Source organism: Methylosinus sp. KRF6 (assembly GCF_018887255.1).
Lineage (GTDB): Bacteria > Pseudomonadota > Alphaproteobacteria > Rhizobiales > Beijerinckiaceae > Methylosinus > Methylosinus sporium.
This window is the reverse complement of record NZ_JAHLJF010000001.1, coordinates 4,125,037-4,146,157: the sequence shown is the minus strand read 5'-3', so window position 1 is coordinate 4,146,157 and position 21,121 is coordinate 4,125,037. Positions and strand designations below refer to the sequence as shown.

General features: G+C 65.6%; 21 protein-coding genes. 8 read left to right on the top strand and 13 right to left on the bottom strand.

Annotated elements, in window-relative coordinates; genetic code table 11:
* Positions 1–13 precede the first annotated feature (13 nt).
* The 7 genes from KP010_RS19570 to KP010_RS19540 all read right to left on the bottom strand — a co-directional run bounded on the left by KP010_RS19570 (position 14) and on the right by KP010_RS19540 (position 6,127).
* On the bottom strand, positions 14–799 hold the full coding sequence (locus tag KP010_RS19570; protein WP_142864744.1) for a pentapeptide repeat-containing protein: 786 nt from the start codon (positions 797–799) through the stop codon (positions 14–16).
* Complete coding sequence (locus tag KP010_RS19565) at positions 796–1,584, bottom strand: hypothetical protein (protein ID WP_216281362.1); 789 nt, start codon at positions 1,582–1,584, stop codon at positions 796–798. The genes KP010_RS19570 and KP010_RS19565 overlap by 4 nt, the downstream gene beginning before the upstream one ends.
* Positions 1,585–1,611: 27 nt before the next feature.
* Positions 1,612–3,306 (bottom strand): BON domain-containing protein, encoded by a 1,695-nt coding sequence (locus KP010_RS19560; protein WP_216281360.1) that lies wholly within the window; start codon positions 3,304–3,306, stop codon positions 1,612–1,614.
* Positions 3,307–3,419: 113 nt separating this feature from the next.
* Complete coding sequence (locus tag KP010_RS19555; protein ID WP_142864074.1) at positions 3,420–3,794, bottom strand: hypothetical protein; 375 nt, start codon at positions 3,792–3,794, stop codon at positions 3,420–3,422.
* Between the two features lie 76 nt (positions 3,795–3,870).
* The gene (locus tag KP010_RS19550; protein ID WP_246659961.1) at positions 3,871–4,542 is read right to left on the bottom strand and encodes a hypothetical protein; all 672 of its coding nucleotides are present in this window, start codon (positions 4,540–4,542) and stop codon (positions 3,871–3,873) included.
* Positions 4,543–4,647: 105 nt separating this feature from the next.
* The gene (locus KP010_RS19545; protein ID WP_142864081.1) at positions 4,648–5,388 is read right to left on the bottom strand and encodes a sulfite exporter TauE/SafE family protein; all 741 of its coding nucleotides are present in this window, start codon (positions 5,386–5,388) and stop codon (positions 4,648–4,650) included.
* Between the two features lie 85 nt (positions 5,389–5,473).
* Positions 5,474–6,127: a TetR/AcrR family transcriptional regulator gene (locus KP010_RS19540; protein ID WP_185966564.1), complete on the bottom strand. Its 654-nt coding sequence runs from the start codon at positions 6,125–6,127 to the stop codon at positions 5,474–5,476.
* 296 nt (positions 6,128–6,423) lie between these two features.
* On the opposite strand from KP010_RS19540, the gene KP010_RS19535 reads away from it, so the two are divergent.
* From KP010_RS19535 to KP010_RS19525, 3 genes are all read left to right on the top strand, one after another.
* Positions 6,424–9,888 (top strand): acyl-[ACP]--phospholipid O-acyltransferase, encoded by a 3,465-nt coding sequence (locus tag KP010_RS19535; RefSeq protein WP_142864073.1) that lies wholly within the window; start codon positions 6,424–6,426, stop codon positions 9,886–9,888.
* 98 nt (positions 9,889–9,986) lie between these two features.
* Positions 9,987–10,454, top strand: coding sequence for a GNAT family N-acetyltransferase (locus KP010_RS19530; RefSeq protein WP_142864072.1), 468 nt, complete (start codon positions 9,987–9,989; stop codon positions 10,452–10,454).
* 67 nt (positions 10,455–10,521) lie between these two features.
* A complete protein-coding gene (locus KP010_RS19525) occupies positions 10,522–10,965 on the top strand; it encodes a hypothetical protein (protein ID WP_142864071.1) in 444 nt (147 codons plus the stop codon).
* Here KP010_RS19525 and KP010_RS19520 read toward each other — a convergent pair.
* Positions 10,937–11,791, bottom strand: a complete 855-nt coding sequence (locus KP010_RS19520; protein WP_142864070.1) for a GyrI-like domain-containing protein — start codon at positions 11,789–11,791, stop codon at positions 10,937–10,939. The genes KP010_RS19525 and KP010_RS19520 overlap by 29 nt on opposite strands.
* A 149-nt stretch (positions 11,792–11,940) precedes the next feature.
* On the opposite strand from KP010_RS19520, the gene KP010_RS19515 reads away from it, so the two are divergent.
* Entirely contained in the window at positions 11,941–12,555 is a 615-nt protein-coding gene (locus tag KP010_RS19515; RefSeq protein WP_216281357.1) for a glutathione S-transferase family protein, read from the top strand.
* 77 nt (positions 12,556–12,632) lie between these two features.
* Here KP010_RS19515 and KP010_RS19510 read toward each other — a convergent pair whose 3' ends face one another.
* Entirely contained in the window at positions 12,633–13,727 is a 1,095-nt protein-coding gene (locus KP010_RS19510; RefSeq protein WP_216281355.1) for a histidine phosphatase family protein, read from the bottom strand.
* Between the two features lie 422 nt (positions 13,728–14,149).
* On the opposite strand from KP010_RS19510, the gene KP010_RS19505 reads away from it, so the two are divergent.
* Entirely contained in the window at positions 14,150–14,584 is a 435-nt protein-coding gene (locus tag KP010_RS19505) for an Rrf2 family transcriptional regulator (protein WP_108918256.1), read from the top strand.
* Between the two features lie 2 nt (positions 14,585–14,586).
* Here the strand turns inward: KP010_RS19505 and thiD are convergent, their stop codons facing one another.
* On the bottom strand, positions 14,587–15,396 hold the full coding sequence (gene thiD / locus KP010_RS19500) for a bifunctional hydroxymethylpyrimidine kinase/phosphomethylpyrimidine kinase (protein WP_142864068.1): 810 nt from the start codon (positions 15,394–15,396) through the stop codon (positions 14,587–14,589).
* Positions 15,397–15,417: 21 nt separating this feature from the next.
* Positions 15,418–16,431 (bottom strand): WD40 repeat domain-containing protein, encoded by a 1,014-nt coding sequence (locus KP010_RS19495; RefSeq protein WP_142864067.1) that lies wholly within the window; start codon positions 16,429–16,431, stop codon positions 15,418–15,420.
* 135 nt (positions 16,432–16,566) lie between these two features.
* On the opposite strand from KP010_RS19495, the gene KP010_RS19490 reads away from it, so the two are divergent.
* Both KP010_RS19490 and KP010_RS19485 read left to right on the top strand, forming a co-directional pair.
* On the top strand, positions 16,567–16,893 hold the full coding sequence (locus KP010_RS19490) for a hypothetical protein (RefSeq protein WP_142864066.1): 327 nt from the start codon (positions 16,567–16,569) through the stop codon (positions 16,891–16,893).
* 357 nt (positions 16,894–17,250) lie between these two features.
* A complete protein-coding gene (locus tag KP010_RS19485) occupies positions 17,251–17,886 on the top strand; it encodes an HdeD family acid-resistance protein (RefSeq protein WP_142864065.1) in 636 nt (211 codons plus the stop codon).
* A 70-nt stretch (positions 17,887–17,956) separates the two neighbouring features.
* On the opposite strand, the gene KP010_RS19480 is transcribed toward KP010_RS19485, so the two are convergent.
* Positions 17,957–18,202, bottom strand: a complete 246-nt coding sequence (locus tag KP010_RS19480) for a hypothetical protein (RefSeq protein ID WP_018266465.1) — start codon at positions 18,200–18,202, stop codon at positions 17,957–17,959.
* Positions 18,203–18,271: 69 nt separating this feature from the next.
* Positions 18,272–19,570 carry a hypothetical protein gene (locus tag KP010_RS19475; protein WP_142864064.1) on the bottom strand — a complete coding sequence of 433 codons (1,299 nt, stop codon included), beginning with the start codon at positions 19,568–19,570 and terminating at the stop codon, positions 18,272–18,274.
* Positions 19,571–19,745: 175 nt separating this feature from the next.
* On the opposite strand from KP010_RS19475, the gene dapE reads away from it, so the two are divergent.
* A complete protein-coding gene (dapE, locus tag KP010_RS19470) occupies positions 19,746–20,903 on the top strand; it encodes a succinyl-diaminopimelate desuccinylase (RefSeq protein WP_142864063.1) in 1,158 nt (385 codons plus the stop codon).
* Positions 20,904–21,121: the final 218 nt, after the last annotated feature.

Genomic DNA, 21,121 nt, shown 5'->3' with positions numbered 1-21,121 from the left:
CGCCGAAAATGCCCTATTGCAGATAAGCGCGATCCAAATCCACCGCGCCTTTCAGCGTCGCGGCCGCGCCTCTGTCGATCCGCACGGAATCGAGCGACAGGCCCTCGGCCTTGGTTCCCTCGAAGCGGGCGCCGGTGAAATCCGCGCCGGCGGCGTCGACATCCTTCAGCGAGGCCTTGTCGAAGATCGCGCCCGGCGCCCGCGCATAGCGCATGTCGGCGCGCGAGAGATCGGCGCCGTCGAAATGCGCGCCGTCGAGCTTGGCGGAGCGCAGAACGGCGCGCATCAGCCCCATGGACTGGTTTTTCATATCCGCCGACATGTCCGCGCCGCGGAACAAGGCGCCGCGCAGATCGGCGCCCGTGAGATCGGCGGCGAGGCGGCTCTTGGAGAAGTCCGCGCCCTCGGCGCGGGCGCGCTGCAGCTGCGTCGCGAAGACATGCGCGCCGCGCAGGCTGGCGCCGGAGAGATCGGCCTCGAGCAGCCATGCCTGATCGAGAATGGCGCCGTCGAGTCTGGCCCCGGCGAGCCGCGCCTTCACCAGCCGCGCCGCGCGCAAATTGACGCCGGAGAGATCGAGGCCGGAGAGATCGAGCCCGTTGAGGCTGCGCATGGAGAGATCGAGCGTCTCGCCCGGCTTCGTCGCCGCGAGTCGCGCCTCTATGTCGGCGCGCGTGAACTCGGATTGCGAATAGGCGGGCTGGGCGAGATCGACATTGCGCAGCATGTCCTGCGCCGGCGCCTCCGCCGAAACGACGCTGAGCAGCAGCGAGGCTCCGAGAAGATGCGCGAGTCTCATTCGGCCTGCGCCCGTTCCGTCGCGGCGGCGAGTTCCTTGGCCTGCGCCACCCAGCGGCCGCGCTCGGGACGGCCGGGAACCGCCAGCGTCGCGCCGATCCAGGCGACATTCTCGGAGGACCAGCCGGCGATCTGATCGAAATGATAGACGCCGAGTCCATGCAGCTTCTCGACGCTCTTGGGCCCGAGCCCCTTGATCTTGGTGAGATCGTCGGCGCGGCCGCCGCGCGGCTCGGAGAGACCTTCGGGCCGCTGGCCGGGCGCTTTTTTCTCGCTCTCCGCCGGGCGCGCGGCCACGCGCCGACGCGGCTCGGCGGCGGCAGGCGCGGCCGGCTTTGCCGCGACGATGGGCGCGGCGGCGAGCGGAGCGGCGACGGGAGCGGGAGCAAGAGAAGGAGAAGGAGAAGGAGAAGGAGAAGGAGAGGTCTTGTCCTCGACCAGCTCGGCGGCTCCGCGAAGCGCGACCTGAGGCGCTGTCTTTTTGGCGCCCGCCTCGGGCGCGGCGGTCCCGAACAGCAGCCTCACGCCGCCGCCGAAAGGCAGGCCGATCAGATAGGCCGTCGCGAGCAGCAGGCCCAATTCCAAGAGCAGGCCGTTGCGGCCCGGAATGGTCTGTAGATTGGCGACGAAAAAACCGGCGGCCAGAACAAAGGCCGAAGCGACGACGACGCCATGGCCGTCGAATGTCGCGCCTTTCACCTTCGTCGTGGTGAGGAAGCCGACGACGAGCCCCAGAGCGAGCGCGGCGGCGAGCCACTCGGTGGAGACGGCGAGCAGATAGAGCATGGGCGTTCTCCCCTCGAAAGCCCCGGATCACCGGATCGAGAATTCGATGCGACGGCCGTTCCCATCGGCCGCGGCGGCGCCGGAGGCGGAGAGTCGCGCCGCTTCGACGCCCGCCTCGATCAGATAGTTGCGCACGGCCTCGGCGCGACGCAGGCCGATGGCCTCGTCCTCCGCCTGCGAGACCGCGCCCGAAAAACGCCCGACGATATCGACCGCAGCGCCCGGGCTGCGCAGCAGCACGAAGGCGAGCGCGTCGATCACCGGCAAGGATGCCTCCGCGATTCGATTGTCCGCGCCGAAGGTCAGTCCCTTGGCGGCTTTCTCCGCCAAAGCGGCGTAGAGCCGCGTCGGCGGGATTTCATCTGTCGTCGTCGCGAGGCCGAGCCGCGCGGCGTTCTCATAGCCTTCCGGCAACTCGCGGGAGAGCCGGGCGCGAATGTCGAATTGCGCCTTGGCGTTATAGGCCGCGCCCTCGAACGCCAGACTGCGGTCGGAGAGCGCCGCGACGCCGATGTCGAGCCGCGACAATGCGCGCAGAGCGGCGCTCGCCGCCTCGGCGAATCCCTTCGGCGCGCCGTCGGCTATGGCGAGTCCGTCGTCCACCGCGCCGAAATCGCGCTCGGCCTGCTGGACGATCCGGGCGCGGGCGGCGGCGTCCGGCGCATAGCCGGCGAGCGAGAGCTTGTCCTCCTGCTTGCGCGCGGTGAAGACGAAAGGCGAGATCGCCCCCGCGGCCACCGACACTTCGCCGAGGCGAAAGCTCTTGGGCAAAGCGGAGCGCAGGCTCGCCTCCACGGCCGGAGCGGCGATATTGGTCTTGCCGGCGCCTTCGATGGAGACGACGCCATCGCTTATCGAAGCCTTGCCGCTCGCGAGCTGGTCGAGCGCGCGCAGCGCGGCGCTCGCCGCCACGGCGAAATCGCCGGGGGCGCCGCCGGCGACGCGCGTCTGATCGCTCGCCGCGCCGAGCCCGGCGGCCTCGGCGACGAGAGTCTCGCGCGTCTTTTCGCTCGGCGCATAGCCGAAGAGCGAAACCGCCTCTCCCGATTTGGCGGCGCTCCAGACGAAGGGGGAGACGCGCGGCGGCGCGATCTCCGCCGCCTTCACCGAAACGCCTTCCGGCGGCTCTCTCAGCGCGGCCGCGGCGCGGTCATAGCCGTCGAAGCTGGCGGCCGAGCCGGTCACCGTGAGGGCGGCGTCGCTGACCGACACTCTGCCGTCGCCGATCGCATCGAGCAGCGCGACGCAATAGGAGGCGAGGGCGACGTAATTTTTCGGCGCGCCCAGCGCCGAGACCGAGGAATCGGAAAGCTCGAGCCCCTTGCCGGCGGCGGCGGCGCGAACCGGCGCGCGCTCGCCCGGAACCGGCGCATTGCCGGAGAGCGCGAGCGTCTTGCCCTTGCGCTCGAGCGAGAAGGCGAAAGGCTGCGCCGAAGGCGGCGGCGTCGTGACGTCGGCGACGGCGCGCACGCCCTCCTGCAATTCGACGGTTCGGACGGCCTGCGCGACGGCGGCGGGCGAGAGGACGACGCCCGACAGCCTCACGTCGCGTCCGTCCACGACGACGCGCGCGCCCTCGATCGCGCCGGGGGATTTGTCGAGCGCCGCGCGGACGCGATCACCCAGATCCTTTTCGATCTTCTCGACGTCGGACGTCGCGACGATCGTGAACAAAATGGCCAGCACGGGCAGGCCGACCCACCATTTCCTCGGCCGGATCATGGCTTCCGTCGCTCCCTGGGGCGAGAATCATTACGTAACGGGCACAGTTCTACCAGTCGAGCGGCCGCAGACCAACTCGAGGGAAGCGCGTTGCCGCGCCGCAGGAGGCCGATTCAGCCTTTTTTTCTGGGTGGCTGCTCGCCCGGCCGAGGCGGCGGCGCGGGGTAGAGATCGATCGCCCGATCGAGCGTCCAGAAGCAATCCAGCGCGCCGGAGGGACGCACGCACCACAGCGACCCGTCGCGCTGATCGACGTCAACCTTTTGATCGCGCATCAGCTGCACGCAGTGGCCGGACTGCAGCCTGCCGCGGAAAAAGGCGGGGTCGTCCTTGGCCGCCTTGTCCGAGGCCGGACGAAAGGCGCGCTTGATGTCGGCTTGATCGCGACAGGCGAGCACGGAGCCGCGCGCGGCGGCCGCCTGCGCCTCGGACGCGGGTCCGAAGACGGCGAGGAAGAGGGACGCGATGACCGCGCAGCGAGCGTACATGCCGCGAATCTAACGCATTGGCTCGGGCATTTCCAGCCATGTTCGCGCTTCGCGAGCGCCCATCGGCCGCGGATTTTTACGATTTGGCCGGGCCCATTCGCCGTTCGATCTCGGTTTTCAGCCTTTTCCACAGATCGATCGCGCGCGGCTTGCCCCATGCGTAGAATTCGAGCGTGCGCGGACGCGCCCAATCATAGAGCGCGAGGCTCCATTCGCGCAGCAGTCGGCCGGTCGCCACAATGAAATCGACGCCCTTGTCGAACCAGGGCAGGAATTGGCTGTCCGCCGGAATCTTGGCCCGCGCCCAGGCGACGGCGTCCCGCGCGATCTGCGAGATCGCGCGCCAGAGCTGGCTCCAGGGCTCGTCCACCGGCGTGCTCGTCACCTTGTCGCGATAGCGCGCGAAGTCTCCCGCGAGCGTCGCCTTGGCGCGGCGCTCGTCATCGAGAAGGCGCTGCAGATCGGCGGCGCGTTTTTCGGCCTCCTGCGCCTTGCGCGCGTCGCCCTCGGCCTTTTGCGCATTGCGCTTCGCCTCGAGCTGGGCGTCGTCGATCTCATGCGTCGATTCGTCGACCTGGAACGCCATCGCCTCATATTTGGAGAGCACGTCGTCGCGCTGCTCGATGACGCTGCGCAAAAGCGAGACGAGCGCGTCGCGCCCGAGCTTGTCGTAATCCTCGCCGGCGGATGGGGTCGCGGCCGCCACGGCGGCGCTTCGAATGCGATTGTCGGACAGTTCGGCCTCCATCGACTTTCCGCGCCGCGGCCTATGCGCGGCGCTTCGCCGATGCGGTTACATAAGGAGGCCCCGCCCGCCGTCCACCCGCGCCGACAAAAGGCCTCGACAATCGCCTCATGGCGCGCGCAGGAACAGGCCCAGGGTCAAGAGCGCGCCGATGACGATCACGACGATGCGCAGCCATTTGTCGGGAATGTGATGCAGCAGGCGCGCGCCGACGACGCCGCCGATCGTCGCGCCGAGCGAGGTGACGAGCGCCTGGGCGAGATGCAGATCCGGCGAGAACAGGAAAATGGCCACGGCGGAGGCGTTCATCACGGCGGCGAGCACATTTTTCGTCGCCGCGGCGATGCGCACATTCTGCCCGGCCATGGTCAGCGCCGCCACCATCAGAAAGCCGATGCCGCCGCCGAAATAGCCGCCATAGACCGAGATGAGAAATTGCGACGCCATGGCGCCCCTCGGCGAAAGATGCGCATTCGCCTCGCCGGGTTTGCGCAGAAAGCTGCCATAGGCGAACACCGCGGTCGCGAACAGCACCAGCCAGGGCACCAGCCTGGCGAAGAAGGCGGGCGGCGTCAGCAGCAATATGACCGCGCCCACCGCCCCGCCGACGATGCTGATGATGAACAGCGTGCGCAGAGACAGGCCCGCGGCGCCGCGCGACAGATCGCGCCCCGTCCAGCCGGTGGCGATCTGCGCGGGAAACAGAGCGACGCAGGATGTGACATTGGCGGCGCGCGCGTCCATGCCGGTGAGCATGAGCGTCGGCAGAGTGAGAAAGGAGCCGCCGCCGGCCAGCGCATTTTGCGCGCCCGCCCACATTGCGACGAAAAAGAGCAGAATCAGCAGCATGGCCGGCGGCGCCTCTCGAGCTTCCCAAATCCGATATTTCAGCTCGGGCTCTGGAAGGCAAGCCATAGCTCGCTCTACCCGCGCCTCACCCCGGCGGCGGCAAGGTCAGTCCGGCCGCAAAAGCGCGCACCAGCCGCTCGAGTTCGGCCTCCAATATCGCCTCCGGCATAGGCGCGAGCTTCTCCTCGAGGCCGAGCGAGACGACCCCATGCACGGCGGAAAACAAAGTGCGGGCGAGCAGAGCGCGCGAGGACGCCGGCTCGTCCGGCAGCAGACGCGCCAGCGGCGCCTCGACCAGGGCGAAGAGCCGGCTCTGATCCTCGAGATACCAAGCCGGCGCGGCGCGGCCGCCGGCGAGCCGGTGCTCGAACAACGCCCGCCACAGCGCCTTATTGGCGCGGGCGAAGGAGAGATAGCCGCACGCAAGGCGCAGCAGCTCTTCCGCCGGCTCGGGCGCCGGGCCGGGCGGCGCGGCGAGGCCTTGCTCCAGACGCGCGAGCGTATCCGCGCCGATGCGCAGGATCAGATCGTCGAGATCGTCGAACACATTGTAGATCGCGCCCACGGCGCAGCCCGCGGCGGCGGCGAGATCGCGCGCCTTCAAATTCTGCAACCCACCCTCGGCTATGGCCGCGCGGCCCGCCGCCACCAGCCGCGCGCGCAGATCGGCGCGGCGCGCGGAGGTCTTGGCGCCGGGGCGCTCCGCAGAGTCGGATCCGGTTTTTTGAACGTCGTTCATTTTTCTCTTGAGCGCTGTTCAGATCGTGCTATGGTCGCGCCTGAACGATGTTCATAACAGGAGGCCGCGAATGTTCAAGCCGCCTTTTCGATGACAGCGAGCGCGCTCGCGCCCCGCCCCCGACCCCGCTCTGCGGGAGAGGGGGCGGGAGGGGTCGTCCGAGCCCCAGAATCTCATCGCCGCGGGCCGCGCCCGCAGCGTAGTATGTGCGGGCGCGCAACGCCTGCCGACCAACCCATCCTTAAACAGAATCGGCGAAACAGAGCGTTCTCGCCGCGCGCCGACGGAATTTGCCCATGTCCGATCATCTGCTCCTCACCAAACGTTTCGCGCCTTTGTTCTGGTGCCAGTTCTTCGCCGCCTTCAACGACAACTTCCTCAAGAATGCGCTCGTTCTGCTCATTCTGTTCAAAATCGGCGGACATGAGGGCGAATCGCTCGTCACGCTGGCCGGCGCCATTTTCATCGCGCCCTATTTCGTTCTCTCCGCGCTCGGCGGACAGATCGCCGACAAATACGACAAGGCGCTGGTCGCGCGGCGCCTCAAATTCGTGGAGATGGGCGCGGCGCTGATCGCCGTCGCCGGCTTCGCGCTCTCTTCCGTTCCCGTGCTCTTCGCCGCGCTGTTTTCCTTCGGCGTGCTCGGCGCGCTGTTCGGCCCGGTGAAATACGGCATTCTTCCCGATCATCTGCGCCAGGAGGAACTGCCGGCCGGCAATGCTCTGGTGGAAGGCGCGACCTTCCTCGCCATTCTCACCGGCACCATCGCCGGCGGCCTCGCCATGCATGGCGGCGGCGAGCCGCTCATCACCACCATCGGCGTGATGGCCGCAGCCGCCGCGGCCTGGGGCGCCGCGCGGCTCATTCCCTCGACTGAGCGCGCCGCGCCCGATCTTCGCATCGACCCCAATATTCTGCGCTCCACCGCCGTGCTGCTGCGTGAATTGTGGAAGGACACGCGGCTGTGGCGCGTCGGCGTGGTGACGAGCCTGTTCTGGCTCGTCGGCGTCATCGCAATGTCGCTGCTGGCGCCGCTGGTCACGCATGTGATGCATGGCTCGGAGCTGGTCGTCACCCTGTTCCTCGCCGTCTTCGCCATCGCCATCGCGGTGGGCTCCGGCCTCGCCTCCTTCCTGCTGGCGGGACGCATCGTGCTGCTGCCGGCGGCGATCGGCGCGGCGATCATCGCCGGCGCTTCGCTCGATCTCGGCTGGACTCTCGCGACGCTCGCGCCGCGGGAGGCGACGACGCCGCTCGAGATCGCCGAATTCTTCGAGCTCTCCGGCGCCTGGCGCGTGACCATCGATCTCGCTTGTCTCGCCATCGCCGGCGGGCTGATGATCGTGCCGAGCTTCGCCGCGCTACAGGCCTATGCGCCGCCTCACGAGCGCTCGCGCATCATCGCCGCGGTGAATGTGCTCAACGCCGCCTTCATGGCCGGCGGCGCTTTCGCCGTCGCGCTGCTGCAGAGCAAGGGCGTCTCCGTGCCGGATCTCTTCCTCGGCATGGGCGTCCTCATGGCGCTGGCCGCGATATGGATCTACAAAGCGGTCGTCGTCTCCCCTTTTCGTGACGCCCTGTCGATTATCTTCCGCGCCTTCTATCGGCTCGAGGTGAAAGGCTTCGGCAATTTCGCCAGGGCGGGCAAAAATCCGATCATCGCGCTCAATCATGTGAGCTTCCTCGACGCGGCGACGATCCTCTGCGTGCTGCCGGTCGATCCGGTCTTCGCCATCGACTCGACGATCGCGACGAAATGGTGGGTGCGGCCGTTCCTGCGTTATGTGCGCGCCATTCCGCTCGATCCGACGCGTCCGCTCGGCACGCGAACTCTGGTCAATGCGGTGAAGAACGGCGATCCGCTGGTCATCTTCCCCGAGGGACGCCTCACCGTCACCGGCAGCCTGATGAAGGTCTATGACGGCGCCGGACTCATCGCGGAAAAATCCGGCGCCTGGATCGTGCCGGTGCGCATAGAAGGACCGGAAGCGACCATGTTCTCGCGTTTGACCCGCGAGCAGGCGCGCCGCCGCTTCTTCCCCAAATTCACGCTCACCGTGCTGGAGCCGACGCGGCTCGAGGTCGATCCCGCATTGCGCGGCAAGGCGCGGCGCATCGCCTCCGGCGCGGCGCTCTATGAGATCATGTCCGATCTCGTCTTCCGCACCAGCCCCATCGACCGCACGCTGCATCAGGCGCTCGTCGACGCGGCGCGCGAGCATGGCGCCGGCCGCGTCGCGATAGAGGACCCGATCACCGGCGCGCTCACCTATAAGCGCATCATGATCGGCGCCCATGCGCTCGGCCGCAAGCTGCAGCGCATCTCGCAGACGGGCGAGGCGCTCGGCGTCATGCTGCCCAATTCCAACGCCGCCGGCGTCACTGTCTTCGCCGTCGTCGGCGCCGGGCGCGTCGCGGCCATGGTGAATTTCACCGCCGGCGCGGCGAACATCGCCTCGGGACTCAAATCCGCGCAGGCGACGACGCTGCTGACCTCGCGCGCCTTTGTGGAAAAGGGCAAGCTCGACGCGCTGATCGCCGCGCTCGATAAGGAGTTCCGCATCGTCTATCTCGAGGATCTGCGCGGCGAGATCACGCGCGCCGACAAGCTCTTCGCCCTGCTGCGCCACAAGCGCCCGCTGGAGAAGCGCAGCCCCGACGATCCGGCGGCCATTCTCTTCACCTCCGGCTCGGAAGGCGCGCCCAAGGGCGTCGTGCTCTCGCACAAAAACCTGCTCGCCAACGCCGCCCAAGCGGCTGCGCGCATAGACTTCGGCCGCACCGACAAATTGTTCAGCGTGCTGCCGGTGTTCCATTGCTTCGGCCTCAATGTCGGCTTCATCCTGCCGATCGTCTCCGGCGTGCCGGTCTATTTCTACCCTTCGCCGCTGCACTATAAAATCGTGCCGGAGCTGGTCTACAATTCCAACGCCACAGTGCTGCTCGGCACCGACACATTCCTCAACGGCTATGCGCGCGTCGCGCATTCTTACGACTTCCGCTCGCTGCGCTATGTCATCGCCGGCGCCGAGCCGGTGAAGCAGGGAACGCGCGAGGTCTATCTCGAGAAATTCGGCATTCGCATTCTCGAGGGCTATGGCGTCACCGAAACGGCGCCGGCGCTGGCGCTCAACACGCCCATGTTCAACCGCTTCGGCAGCGTCGGCCGTCTGCTGCCCGGCATGGAGCTGCGCCTCGAGACTGTTCCCGGCGTCGCCGAGGGCGGCCGGCTCTTCGTGCGCGGCCCCAATGTGATGCTCGGCTATCTTCTGGCGGATAATCCTGGCGTGCTCGTGCCGCCGGCGCAAGGCTGGCACGACACGGGCGACATCGTCACCGTGGATGCGCAGGGCTATATAAAAATTCAGGGCCGCGCCAAGCGCTTCGCCAAGATCGGCGGCGAGATGATCTCGCTCGCCGCTGTGGAGACGCTCGCCGCGGAGCTGTGGCCCAATTCGCTGTCGGCGGCGGCGCGCGAGCTCGATCCGCGCAAGGGCGAGCGCATCGTGCTGGTGACGCAACAGAAGGACGCCACACGTCCCGAATTCCTCGCCTTCGCCAAATCGAAAGGCGCGTCGGAGCTGATGGTTCCGGCGGAATTCATGATCGTCGACAAATTGCCGCTGCTCGGCTCCGGCAAGCTCGATTTCGCAGGCGTCGCCACAATGGTGCGCGACCGCAACCGCTATGTTCTGCCCAGCCCACGCATTCCGAACGGCCTCGGCCGCATCGTCGGCGATGCGCCGGCGCAGAACGCCTGAGACGAGAGGTCGTAACGCAACAGATCGAAGCACGCATCGACGAGTTTCATCGGCTGCACAGCAATCCCGCGCCGTGAGGCGCAAGAGGAAAGCGCATCATGGACGTGCGACTGCGGCTCGCGCCGCTCGAGGAAAAACGAGAGATCGCCGCTCTGCTGCGGCGCTACCTCGTCGAGCTCGGCCCTTGGGGCTATGACGAGCCCGACAATTATCCTTTCCTCGATTCCTATTGGCGTGAGCCGCGCCGCTCTCCTTATGTGATCGAGGCCGATGGCGCCGCCGCCGGCTTCACCCTCGTCAACGCCATCTCCATCTCCGGCTATCCGGTCGAAGCTTCCATAGCGGAATTCTACGTGCTGCCGAATCTGCGCCGCGCCGGCTGCGGCGGCGAGGCGGCGATGCAGGCGTTTCATACACGCGTCGGCTGGTGGGAGCTGTCCTTCCACCGCGACAACGCCGCCGCCTGCGCCTTCTGGCCCACGACGGCGGAGCGCGCCGGCGGCAAGCGCATTCAGTTTTTCGACGTCGGCGAGAGCCGTATTCTGCGCTTTCGCATTTCGCGCTAGCCTTTCCAAACGCGATTTGCGACGCTGCCGCGCAGCGCGCCAGCGTCGAAGCCGTCGATTCATCGCCATGTATTGGAAAAATTTCTCGAAGATCGTCGCCACCTTCGCGCTGCTCGGCCCGCTCGCCGGAACGGCGCCGATCTGGCTGCTTTTCTTCCTGGCGGCCCCCGAGATCGCGCGCCGGACTCCCCTGATGGTTCCCGTCTTCGGGCTCACCTTCGGCTTCCCCTTCGCGCTTCTCACGGGGGTGATCTTCGCCGTTCTGGCCCTTTCTCGCGGCCACCGCCACTTGGCCGATGCTTGGCTCAGCACTTTGGTCGCGGACCTCTGCGTCGTAGCGGCCTATTGCGCGACCCTGGACGTCGGAAGGATGGGGATCATAGGAGCCGCGGCAATGTGGATCGAATTTGCGATCCCCTCCCTGGCTGCGGCCACGATCTGCTGGCTCGTCGTCGATCGGTGGTGCGAGACGAGACCAATCGTCATCTCACCGGAACGAGCAGATCGGTGATCAGCCCCTCGGGCGGCGCGTCATAGGGCGTGTTGCGATAGATCTCCAGCGCCGGGCGATCGTCCGGCTCATGACCGCTCGTCGGCAGCCATTCGCCATAGAGCCTCTGAAAGGCGGCGGCGATGCCGCTATAAGGGCCGATGTGGCGGTAGAAGGCGTAGCGCCCGCCGACGATATCGGCGATCGTCACCTCGCCCGAGGCTGCAACGCCGTCTGGAAAGACCAGGCCGGCGCAATAGCGAAAGCCGCAATCTTCCTCCGGGTCGCCATAGCAGACGCCGATGGGATAGAGCGCCCGCCCGGCGAGGCCCGCCTGCATATGCCAACGCCACAGGCTCGCCCATGTCTCCGGTATCGACGCCACCGGCCCCTTGTGCTCGAGAAGATGCGCGCGGATCGGCGCCTGCTCGACGATTTCGACATTCATGGCTGCGTCCTTTCTCGTGACGACGACGGGGGAAGGCAAAGTGAAATCGGCGGCGGCGCGATGCGTCGCGCGAAATTGCGTAGGGCTCACGGCGACGAAGCCGCGAAAGGCGCGCGCGAAGCTCTGCGCATTCTCATAGCCCGCCTCCAATGCGATATCGGTGACGCTGCGCGCGCTCATCGCCAGCGCGCGCGCGGCGAGGGTGAGACGGGCGCGGCGAATCGTGTCGGCGAGGCTTTCGCCCTGCATGGCGCGATAGATGCGATGAAAATGAAAGGGCGAAAAATTGGCGAGCGCCGCCCAATCCTCCAGCGAGCGCGCTCGCGCGGGATCGCGAAAAATCGCCTCGGTGACGCGCGCGATGCGCCGCGCATAATCATTGCGTGTGGTCTGCTTCATGGATTTCACGAATAAACGAGCGGCGCGCCGCACGCATTGCAGAGGTTGCTGATTTTCACCCTATGGGCGAAAATCCATACGGCCGTCGAATTAACGCATTTGTCGCGATGATCGCGTCTCGGGCCGGGGCGAGCGAGAAGGATTTGAACATGCGTCTCATCGGAATGCTGGATTCGCCCTATGTCAGACGCGTCGCCGTATCGCTGCGAGCCTATGGTCTGCCTTTCATCCATGAGCCCGTGTCGGTGTTTCGCGATTTCGATGCTTTTTCGCAGATCAACCCGGTCGTCAAAGCGCCGACCTTCGTCACCGACGAGGGCGTCGCTCTGCTCGATTCGACTCTGATCCTCGATTATCTGGAGCGCCTCGTCCCCGCCGAGCGGAGGCTCACGCCGGAGCGGCCGGAGCATTTCTCGCGCGCGCAACGAATCATCGGGCTGGCGCTGGCGGCGAATGAGAAGACCGTGCAGCTCGTCTATGAATCGCTCCGCCCGCCGGAGAAGCGGCACGACGCCTGGATCGCGCGCGTCGACGGCCAGCTGCGGGCCGCCTACCACCTGCTGGAAAAAGAGGCCGCCGAGGCCAAGGAGAGCTTTCTCTTCGGCGCGCGCCCGCTGCAGCCGGATATAACGACGGCCGTCGCCTGGCGCTTCTCGCGCTTCGCGCTCGCCGATCGCCTCGACCCCGCCGATTATCCGGCGCTCGCGAATTTTTCCCTACGCGCGGAGGCGCTGCCGGAATTCATCGCCGCGGATTTCGACTGACGCAATTCGCCGACAGAATGCGAGGCTGAAGGCTCGCGGTCCAAAGCCCATCGGACCCGCGCGCCTTTCGGCGAGGATCAGCGCCGCAGCTTGCCCAGCAGCCAGTCGAGCGCCTCGGGGAACACCAGCTCCTGCGCCGCGGCGATCTCCTCGGCGCTCCACCATTTCCAGCCGAGCACGTCGCTGCGCTCTATCTCCGTGAAGCCGCTGGTGTCGGGCGTGAACTCGCCCGTGCGAATGGCGTAGAAGCGCTCGTCGGCCTGGAACCAATCCTCGCCGAGCTGCATCGGAAATTCGCGCGAGAAGACGATGTCGCCGATCTCGACGCCAGTGAGCCCGGTCTCCTCCGCGAGCTCGCGGCGGGCGGCGGCGTCGAAGGTCTCGCCGGGCTCCAGCGCGCCGCCGATCGAGCCCCAGAAATGCGAATGTCCCTGCGCCACGAACACCGGCGACAGGCGTGTCGAATAGCGGAACAGAAGAACGCGATTCTGCTCGTCCAAAGGCAGCAGCCGCGCGGCCGGACGGCGCTCCAGCTTGCGCCCGTCATAGGGCATGACGACGCGCTCGCGCGCGCCCTCCTCCGCCCAGCGCTCGAGCGTCCAGCGTCCGTCCTCATAGAGGAACCAATTGGGCGCGGCGTGCAGCACCGGCGGATCGCGCTTCTCGGAGAGACCGAGACCGGTCGCGAGGCGATAGCCAATGTCCAGCACGCCGGCATGGGCGACGACGAGCACCGTCTCGCCCGGATGCCGCGCCGCTATGGCGCTCAGCTCATCGCCGACGCGCGCGGCGAAAGCGGAGAGCGTCTCGCCGCCCGGAATGAGAAAATCCGCCTGTCGCTGGCGGTGCTTGGCGTGCTCGCTCGGAAAGGCGCGGTCGACATCGTCGAAGGTCATGCCGTGCCAATCGCCGTCGTCCTTCTCGCGTAGCGCGACGCTCGTCTCTATGGGCAGGCCGAGCCGGCGCGCCAGCGGCGTGACGGTCTGCAAGGCGCGCTTGAGATCGCTGCTGTAGATGCGGTCGAAATGCGTCGAGCCGAGCTCGCGCGCCAGCGCCTCCGCCTGCGCCATTCCGCGGACATTCAAGGGGATGTTCAGCTGCCCTTGAACGCGCCTCTCGAGATTCCAATTGGTTTCGCCGTGCCTGGCGAGACAGATGCGCGTGCGCGCCATGAAGATTCTCCGGGATAGCCGCACGTCCTAACGACGAAATGTCGATCCGTCCAGCGGGACTGTGCGCCGCACAACGGGACGCCGCCGCCGGCTTCATGCGCCACGCCCACGCCGGCGCGGATGCGCCCGCAGACGCGCCATCATCATAGTATTCTACTGAATTTATGCCCGGCTCGCCGGATGGGCGATTTCTCTCCGCCGCGCGCGGGATCGCACCTCGGCGTTTTCCTTCTTGCGCGATTGTCGATATATCTATTCTATTCGCATCGTCGGCTCGGGGCCTCGGCGGGCTCGCGTCGCGCCGTCCGCCGCACCCTCGTCCCGCTCGGCGCGGCGAAGGCAAGACAGCCGATGGAGTTTGCCGAGTTGACCGAGGCGAGGCTCGCGCTCCATGCGGCGCGCATGGGAGAGATTGCGAACCGATGCTGTCCAACAAAGCGAAATACGGGCTCAAGGCGTTGATCCATCTCGCCGGCGCCGAAGGGCAGTGCCTCGCCGGCGATATGGCGGCGCAGAACAATATTCCCCGCAAATTCCTCGACGCGATCCTGCTGGAATTGCGCAACGCCGGCATTCTCAACAGCAAGAAGGGCAAGGGCGGCGGCTATCACCTCGCCCGTCCCGCCGACAAGATCACCGTCGGCCAGATCATCCGCATTCTCGACGGGCCGCTCGCGCCCATCGCCTGCGCCAGCCGCACCGCCTATCAGCGCTGCAACGACTGCCCGGACGAGGACGCCTGCGCGATCCGCGATCTGATGCTCGACGTGCGCGACGCCATGGCGCTGATCCTCGATCGCACCAGCATCGCCTCGCTACGCGGCAGGGGCGGCCGTTCGGCGCAAATCCTGCGCTGACGTCACCGCTTCCAGAGGTCGTGCAGCACATGCGGAGGCCCGCGCCCGCCGCCGAGCGCGAGCGTATCGGCGGCGCCGAGCGCCCGCGCCAAAAAATCCTTGGCGGCGCGGATCGCCGGGACAAGTTCAGCGCCCTGCGCCAAATGCGCGGCTATGGCGGCGGAGAGCGCGCAGCCCGTGCCGTGCAGATTTCGCGTCGGCGCGCGCGCGCCGTGGAATTCCTGCACGCTCTCGCCCTCGACGAGAATGTCGAGCGGCTCGCCCGGAAGATGGCCGCCCTTCATCAGCACGGCGCGCGCCCCGCGGGCGAGAAGCGCGCGACCCTGCTCGACCATTTCTCCCGGAGCGGACGCCGCGGGCGCGCCCAGAAGGGCGGCCGCCTCGGGAAGATTGGGGGTCACGAGCGCCGCGAGCGGAAAGAGCCGCGCGATCGCCGTCTCGATCGAGCCGGCGGAAGAAAGGGAATCCCCGCTGGTGGCGACCAGCACGGGATCGAAGACGATGCGCCGCGCCCGGGCGCGGGAAAGGGAATCCGCCGCCGCCCGAGCGATCGCAGGCTCGGCCAACATGCCGATCTTGACCGCATCCACCTCTATATCGGCGAAGATCGCGTCGATCTGCGCGGCGACGACCGCGGGCGGAACCGGATGAACGAGGCTCACTCCTTTCGTATTCTGCGCGGTGAGCGCCGTGATCGCGGCCATTCCGTAGCAGCGCAGCGCCGAGAACGTCTTGAGATCGCCCTGCACGCCGGCGCCGCCGCTCGGATCTGAGCCGGCGATCGACAAAAGCTTGGGAATATGGGCGGCCATGAGCGCCTCCCGCTCCGAATCCTATTTTGTCGGCAGCGTCAGCACGCCCGCCGCGCCATTCTCGGCGCCGACGAGCAGCCGCGTTCCCTTGGCGTCCCAGCAGAGCGCCGAAATGCGCGCCGGCGCGCCCTGGTCCGGGGCGCGCACGAGCAATTCGGCGGCGTCGGTGAGGCGGCACAGCATCACCATTCCATCCTCATAGCCGACCGCCACGGCGAGCGCGGTCGGATGAAAAGCGACGCGCGTCGCCTTCACCTCCGGCCGCACGCCGCATTCGCGCGGCGGCTCGCCCATCGGCCCATCCTTGGATTGGAAGGGCCAGACGACGCAGGCGTCGGCGCCCGAGGTCGCCAGCCATTTGCCGTCGTGCGACCAGGAGAGCGAACGCGTCTTCGCCGGATAGCCGGCCATGCGCATATTCTTGCCGTCGGAGACGCGCCAGCCGTGCAGCATGTTCTCCTGCATGGTGGTGAGCACGAATTTGCCGTCCGGCGAGACCGTCGCGTCGATATGCGAGCCCTTCCACTCCAGAACCTCCGGCGCGCCGGCGTTGGGAAACCACAGCGAGACGCCGTTGTAATGTGCGATGGCGAGCCGATAGCCCTTCGGAAAGAAGGCGATGCCGCGCGAGCTCGACGGCAGCGGCAGCGTCTTGACCTCGCCCTTGGGCGCGCGCGCCCGCAGTTCGCGGCCGACAGTCCAGGCGAGCGTCCCATCGCCGCGGGCGGCGACGGCGTCGATCCATTTGCCCTTCTCATCGGCGATGATCTCGCGGCCGCCGGCGACGCCCGACGCGACGACGAGCCCGTCATCGCCGCCGGTGATCAGCCGCTGGCCGTCGCTCGCCGCGACCAATATCGCGCCGTCGGGATGCGCCACGCTGTGGCGGAGCTCGGCGCCGCCCGCAATGGCGAGCCGTCCGTCGCCGAGCGCCAGCACGGGCGCCGCGCCGAGAAAGGAAGCGGCGACGACCTCCGCGCCGGCGTCGAAGGGCGTGAAAGCCGAAGTGAGGGAGGGAGCTGCGCCAAAGGTCACGATCGGAGTCGCCTCGGGGGAACGGATTGGAGTCGGGGGACGCGCCGCCCGGCCCGCCCTCTATAGCGGATTTGCGCGGCGGTGGCGCCGTTCTTTCATGCCGGCTCGCGTCTCGAATGGGGATGGACGAGCAAAATGCAGCAAAAGCCCGACAGCGCCGACTATCTTTCTCTCTTCGGCCGCTACAAGGAGGATTTCGGGGACGTCTACATGGACCCGGAGGATGAGAGGTTTCGGCTGCTTTTCGACCAGATTTGCCGAATGCTCGCGCAGCCCTCCTCCTTCAATCTCGGCCTGCCCGAGCAATTCCGAACGACCGCCTCGCGCTATCTCGACGGCGATCCCCACACGGTCGCCCATATGAAGACGATCGAGAACCGCCATTTCATGCTGAGCGATCTTTTCGACTATATCCACCTCGTCAAGACGATGGGCGGCTCCTGGGATCAGCGCGGACGCTGATCCGACGAGAAAGCCGCGCCGGCCGGAAAGGTCACGCGGCCGAGATCGACCCCTCCCTCAGCTCTGCTAGGCCGGCGAGAAAGGCCCGCAGCGCCATCGGCCGGCCGAAATCGAAGCCGTATTTCTGCAGATTAGGCGATGCTGGTGTAGCCGGCGCCGAAATCATCCAGCGCCACGGCGACGCCCAGCCTCCGCAGGAAGGAAATCGCCAATCGCCCGCATCGACGCTCGCGGCGCGAGCGGCGCCTGGCGGAGGCCTCGACGAAAGGCAAAACGGACCAATGTGATGGCGGGGCGCGACTCCCCCGTCGGAGAGCCGTCGCTTCGCGACATCTCGAGATTTCCGAGGAGCCAAGCATGAGCACGAGCAATGTATCCGGCGACCCGTTTCGCGGCGGCCCGTTCGATTTGAACAGGCTCGAGGCGAAAAACGCCATTCTCGCCCATAATTGGTGGGCTATCGCCCTGCGTGGCCTCGCCGCGATCCTATTCGGGCTCATCGCCCTGTTCATGCCCGGCGTGACGATCCTGTCGCTGGTGCTGGTCTTCGCGATTTTCGCAGCCGTCGACGGCATAGCCACGATCGTCGCCGCGGTGCGCGCCGCGCGGCAGGGCGAGGCCTGGCTGTTCCTCTTCCTCGCCGGATTGGTGAAGATCGCCGCCGGCGCTTTCGCGGCCTTCTGGCCCGGCATCACGGCGCTGATCTTCGTCGCGGTGTTCGGCGCGGGCGAGGTCGTCGGCGGCGCGCTGACCTTCGGCTCCGCGCTCGATCTGAAGGAGGATCACGGCCGCTGGTGGCTGGCGCTCGGCGGCCTGCTCGCCGTCGTGTTCGGCCTGTTTCTGCTGCTGACGCCGGTCATCGGCGCGGTGGTGCTGAGTTGGTGGCTCGGCATCTATGCGATCGCGCTCGGCATTGTGGAGCTGATCCTGGCCTTCCGGCTGCACGCCCGGCATGTCGAGCATCCGCCGCTGGCGCATCCGCAAGGCGCGTAAATAAAATCGGGGCGCCCGCAGCCACAGGCGCCCCGTGCCCCCTTCCCGCCCCCGCGGAAAGCTCGCGAAATCAGTCGATCGAGGAAATCTTGATCGGCGAATCGAGATCGGCGTGAACGACCTTGAGGCCCGCCTTGGCGACGGCGGCCTCATCGGCGTACCAGGTCGACTCATGGTCGAGTCCGCCGTATTTGTTGAAGACCATCACATATTTGGCCTTCAGATCCACCTCGCAGCGCAGCCCTTTGCCGGGCTGGCCGATGGGCCGCATCTTGCCGTCCCAATCGATGAAATAGCCCCCGGTCTCTTCGGACATTTCCTGTTCCCTTTCGGACATTTGTCTCCGTGACCGCGAGGAAGCAGGTTTCGGGCCAGGGGAAGCACCCTACTTCGAGAGCGCCTCAATTTGCTTTTGGACGATCTCCGCGGCGGTTTTCATCCAAGCAGCCTCGGCAACCTTGCTCGGAACCGCTCCCAACGAGGCAGTCGCCGCCAAAGCAACGGCGAGCAATGCTCCGACGACAACCTTCGAAGCAGCTGACGACAGCCCGTCTACCGTTTTGGTTGTCGTCTGCTCAAGGAAATCCAATCCATGCTGGTAAACACGAGCGACTAGATTTTCTACGGTTCTAAGTGTGGCGAACGCAGCCTTCCTGGAAGACTGACCTGGGTTTGCTATCAAGCCGCTAAGCATAAGCAGAGTTTTCGGAATTTCTTCGTCCGCTATTTCCGGGTGCATCGTTACTCGCTCTATAATCGCTTGGGTGGCATCGCCAATATGTTTGATATCGCTTGCATCCAGCTCAATATCCAACGCATTCTCGGAAAAACGACGCCACTCTTCAAATTGAGCTACGTACATCCCGACACCTGCGATATGCCCATCGATCGCACCAAGCAATGCATCTGGGAATTCCGATGCGGCACCCTTACAAACCTTGTCGACACTAATATTAATTATTCCCAATTCAATGATATTATCGTAACGCGACAATCCATTTTGCAGCCGCTTTATGCCATCTATAATACGACGATCACAGTTCGATTTTTCCAAAGCCTCAATGATACCAGTACCCTGCTCCAATAGGGCATTGCGTGCATTTTTCACATTATTGATATCGGCACCGCTCGGATTGACGGCGTGACGAACAACAACAATCCTGCTGTCTTTAATATCAAAACTTACAGGCGCAAGCTTCTGTTCCGGCAATGTATTTCGCAATGCCGCAATAGTTGTCGCATATCCAGGCGATTCATTATTATTTTTATCACCACGCCTATATGTCACTATTTTATCCAGACGATCGATAAGAATATCAATTCCATCTATGATCCGAACTCGACCATCGTGCAGCTCTGGAATCAACGGAAGCTGAGGGCCTCTGTTGAAAAGCCTATCATCTAAAAATCCATCGCGCTCAAATTCATCTTTAATTTGAATTAAGCCCACCCTTAAAGATTCAAAAATTTCAATTGACAAATTTTCGCGATGCCTCCTTGCAAAGGTAATATCGATTCTATGCCCTTCAACTTTAAGAATTGCATCCTTTAGGCTCTGAATATATTTTTCAGATCCCCTCGACCTTCGGATACGCTCCTCAATAGAACGCCTAATTGCAAGCAGCGTATTGTATATATTGCTAAGCTCTTTCTCAGAATCTACATCACGATTTTCGGATGGCATAATTTCCTCTCAGCCGCTATTCAGCTTTGTTCCTACGGGCGAATCACCATCCGGCAATTGTCGCTGCTTAACGAAAGCACCATTAAATCATATCCTCGAATAAAAAATTATCAACAGGTCGACCTCAGCATCGTTACCTGTTGCAGCCAATCGCCCCTTTCCCTAACTTCCGTCCATGACTCTCTCCCCCGCCCTTTCCATCACCCGCGATCTCCTTCGCTGCCCCTCCGTCACCCCGGCCGACGCCGGCGCGCTCGGCGTGCTCGAGCAGCGCTTGAAGGAGGCGGGCTTCGCCACGCATCGGCTGGTCTTCAAAGAGGAAGGCACGCCGGATATCGACAATCTCTTCGCCAAGATCGGCGAGGGCCGGCCGCATCTCGTCTTCGCCGGCCATACGGATGTGGTGCCGAGCGGCGCCCCCGAGCGCTGGCGCTTCGACCCCTTTTCCGGCGAGATCGCCGACGGCAAGATTTTCGGCCGCGGCGCCTCCGATATGAAGGGCGGCATCGCCGCCTTCGCCGCCGCCGCCATCGACTATGTGAAGGAGCATGGCGCGCCCCAGGGCGCCATCTCCTTCCTCATCACCGGCGACGAGGAAGGCCCCGCCGTCAATGGCACGGTGAAGATGCTCGATTGGGCGAAAGCGCATGGCGAGGTCTTCGACCATTGCATCGTCGGCGAGCCGACCAACGTCGAAGAGCTCGGCGACACGATCAAGATCGGCCGGCGCGGCTCGCTCAACGGACGCCTCACCGTGCGCGGCAAGCAGGGCCATTCCGCCCATCCGCATCGCGCCGACAATCCCACCCCCGCCGTGGCGCGCATCGTCACCGCTCTATCGACTCATGTCTTCGACGAAGGGACGGAGCATTTCGACCGCTCCAATCTCGAGGTGACGTCGATCGACATCGGCAATCAGGCGGCCAATGTCATCCCCGGCGAGGCGCGCGCGCGCTTCAACATTCGCTTCAACAATGTGTGGACGCTGGAGACGCTGCAGGCGGAAATCCGCCGCGTGATCGAGACGGCCGCAGCGGGCGCGAAAGTGGAGGTGGAATTTTTGCCCTGCAATTCGCTGCCCTTCCTCACCGCGCCGGGCGATTTCAGCGCGCTGGTCGCCGGCGCGATCGAAGAGGTGACGGGGCGCCGTCCGGGCCTTTCGACCAGCGGCGGAACCTCGGACGCGCGCTTCATCACGCGCGATTGTCCGGTGCTGGAGTTCGGCCTCCTCAACGAGTCGATCCATGCGGTGGACGAGCACGCGCGGCTCGAGGATGTCGACGGGCTGACCGCGATCTACAAGCGCATCATCGAGACGTATTTCGCGCGCTGAGGCCCAGTGTCCTCACAAACATAAAAAGGCTCGCGTTCCCTTCTCCCGCGCAGGGGGAGAAGGTGGCCCTCGCGTCAGCGAGGGTCGGATGAGGGCTCGCGCCGCCACAACAGCCTCTAAACTTTCGACCTGGAAACCGCAGCCGCCCTCATCCGACCCGACTTCGTCGGGCCACCTTCTCCCGCTCGCGGGAGAAGGAAGCGCCGTTCGATGGCGGA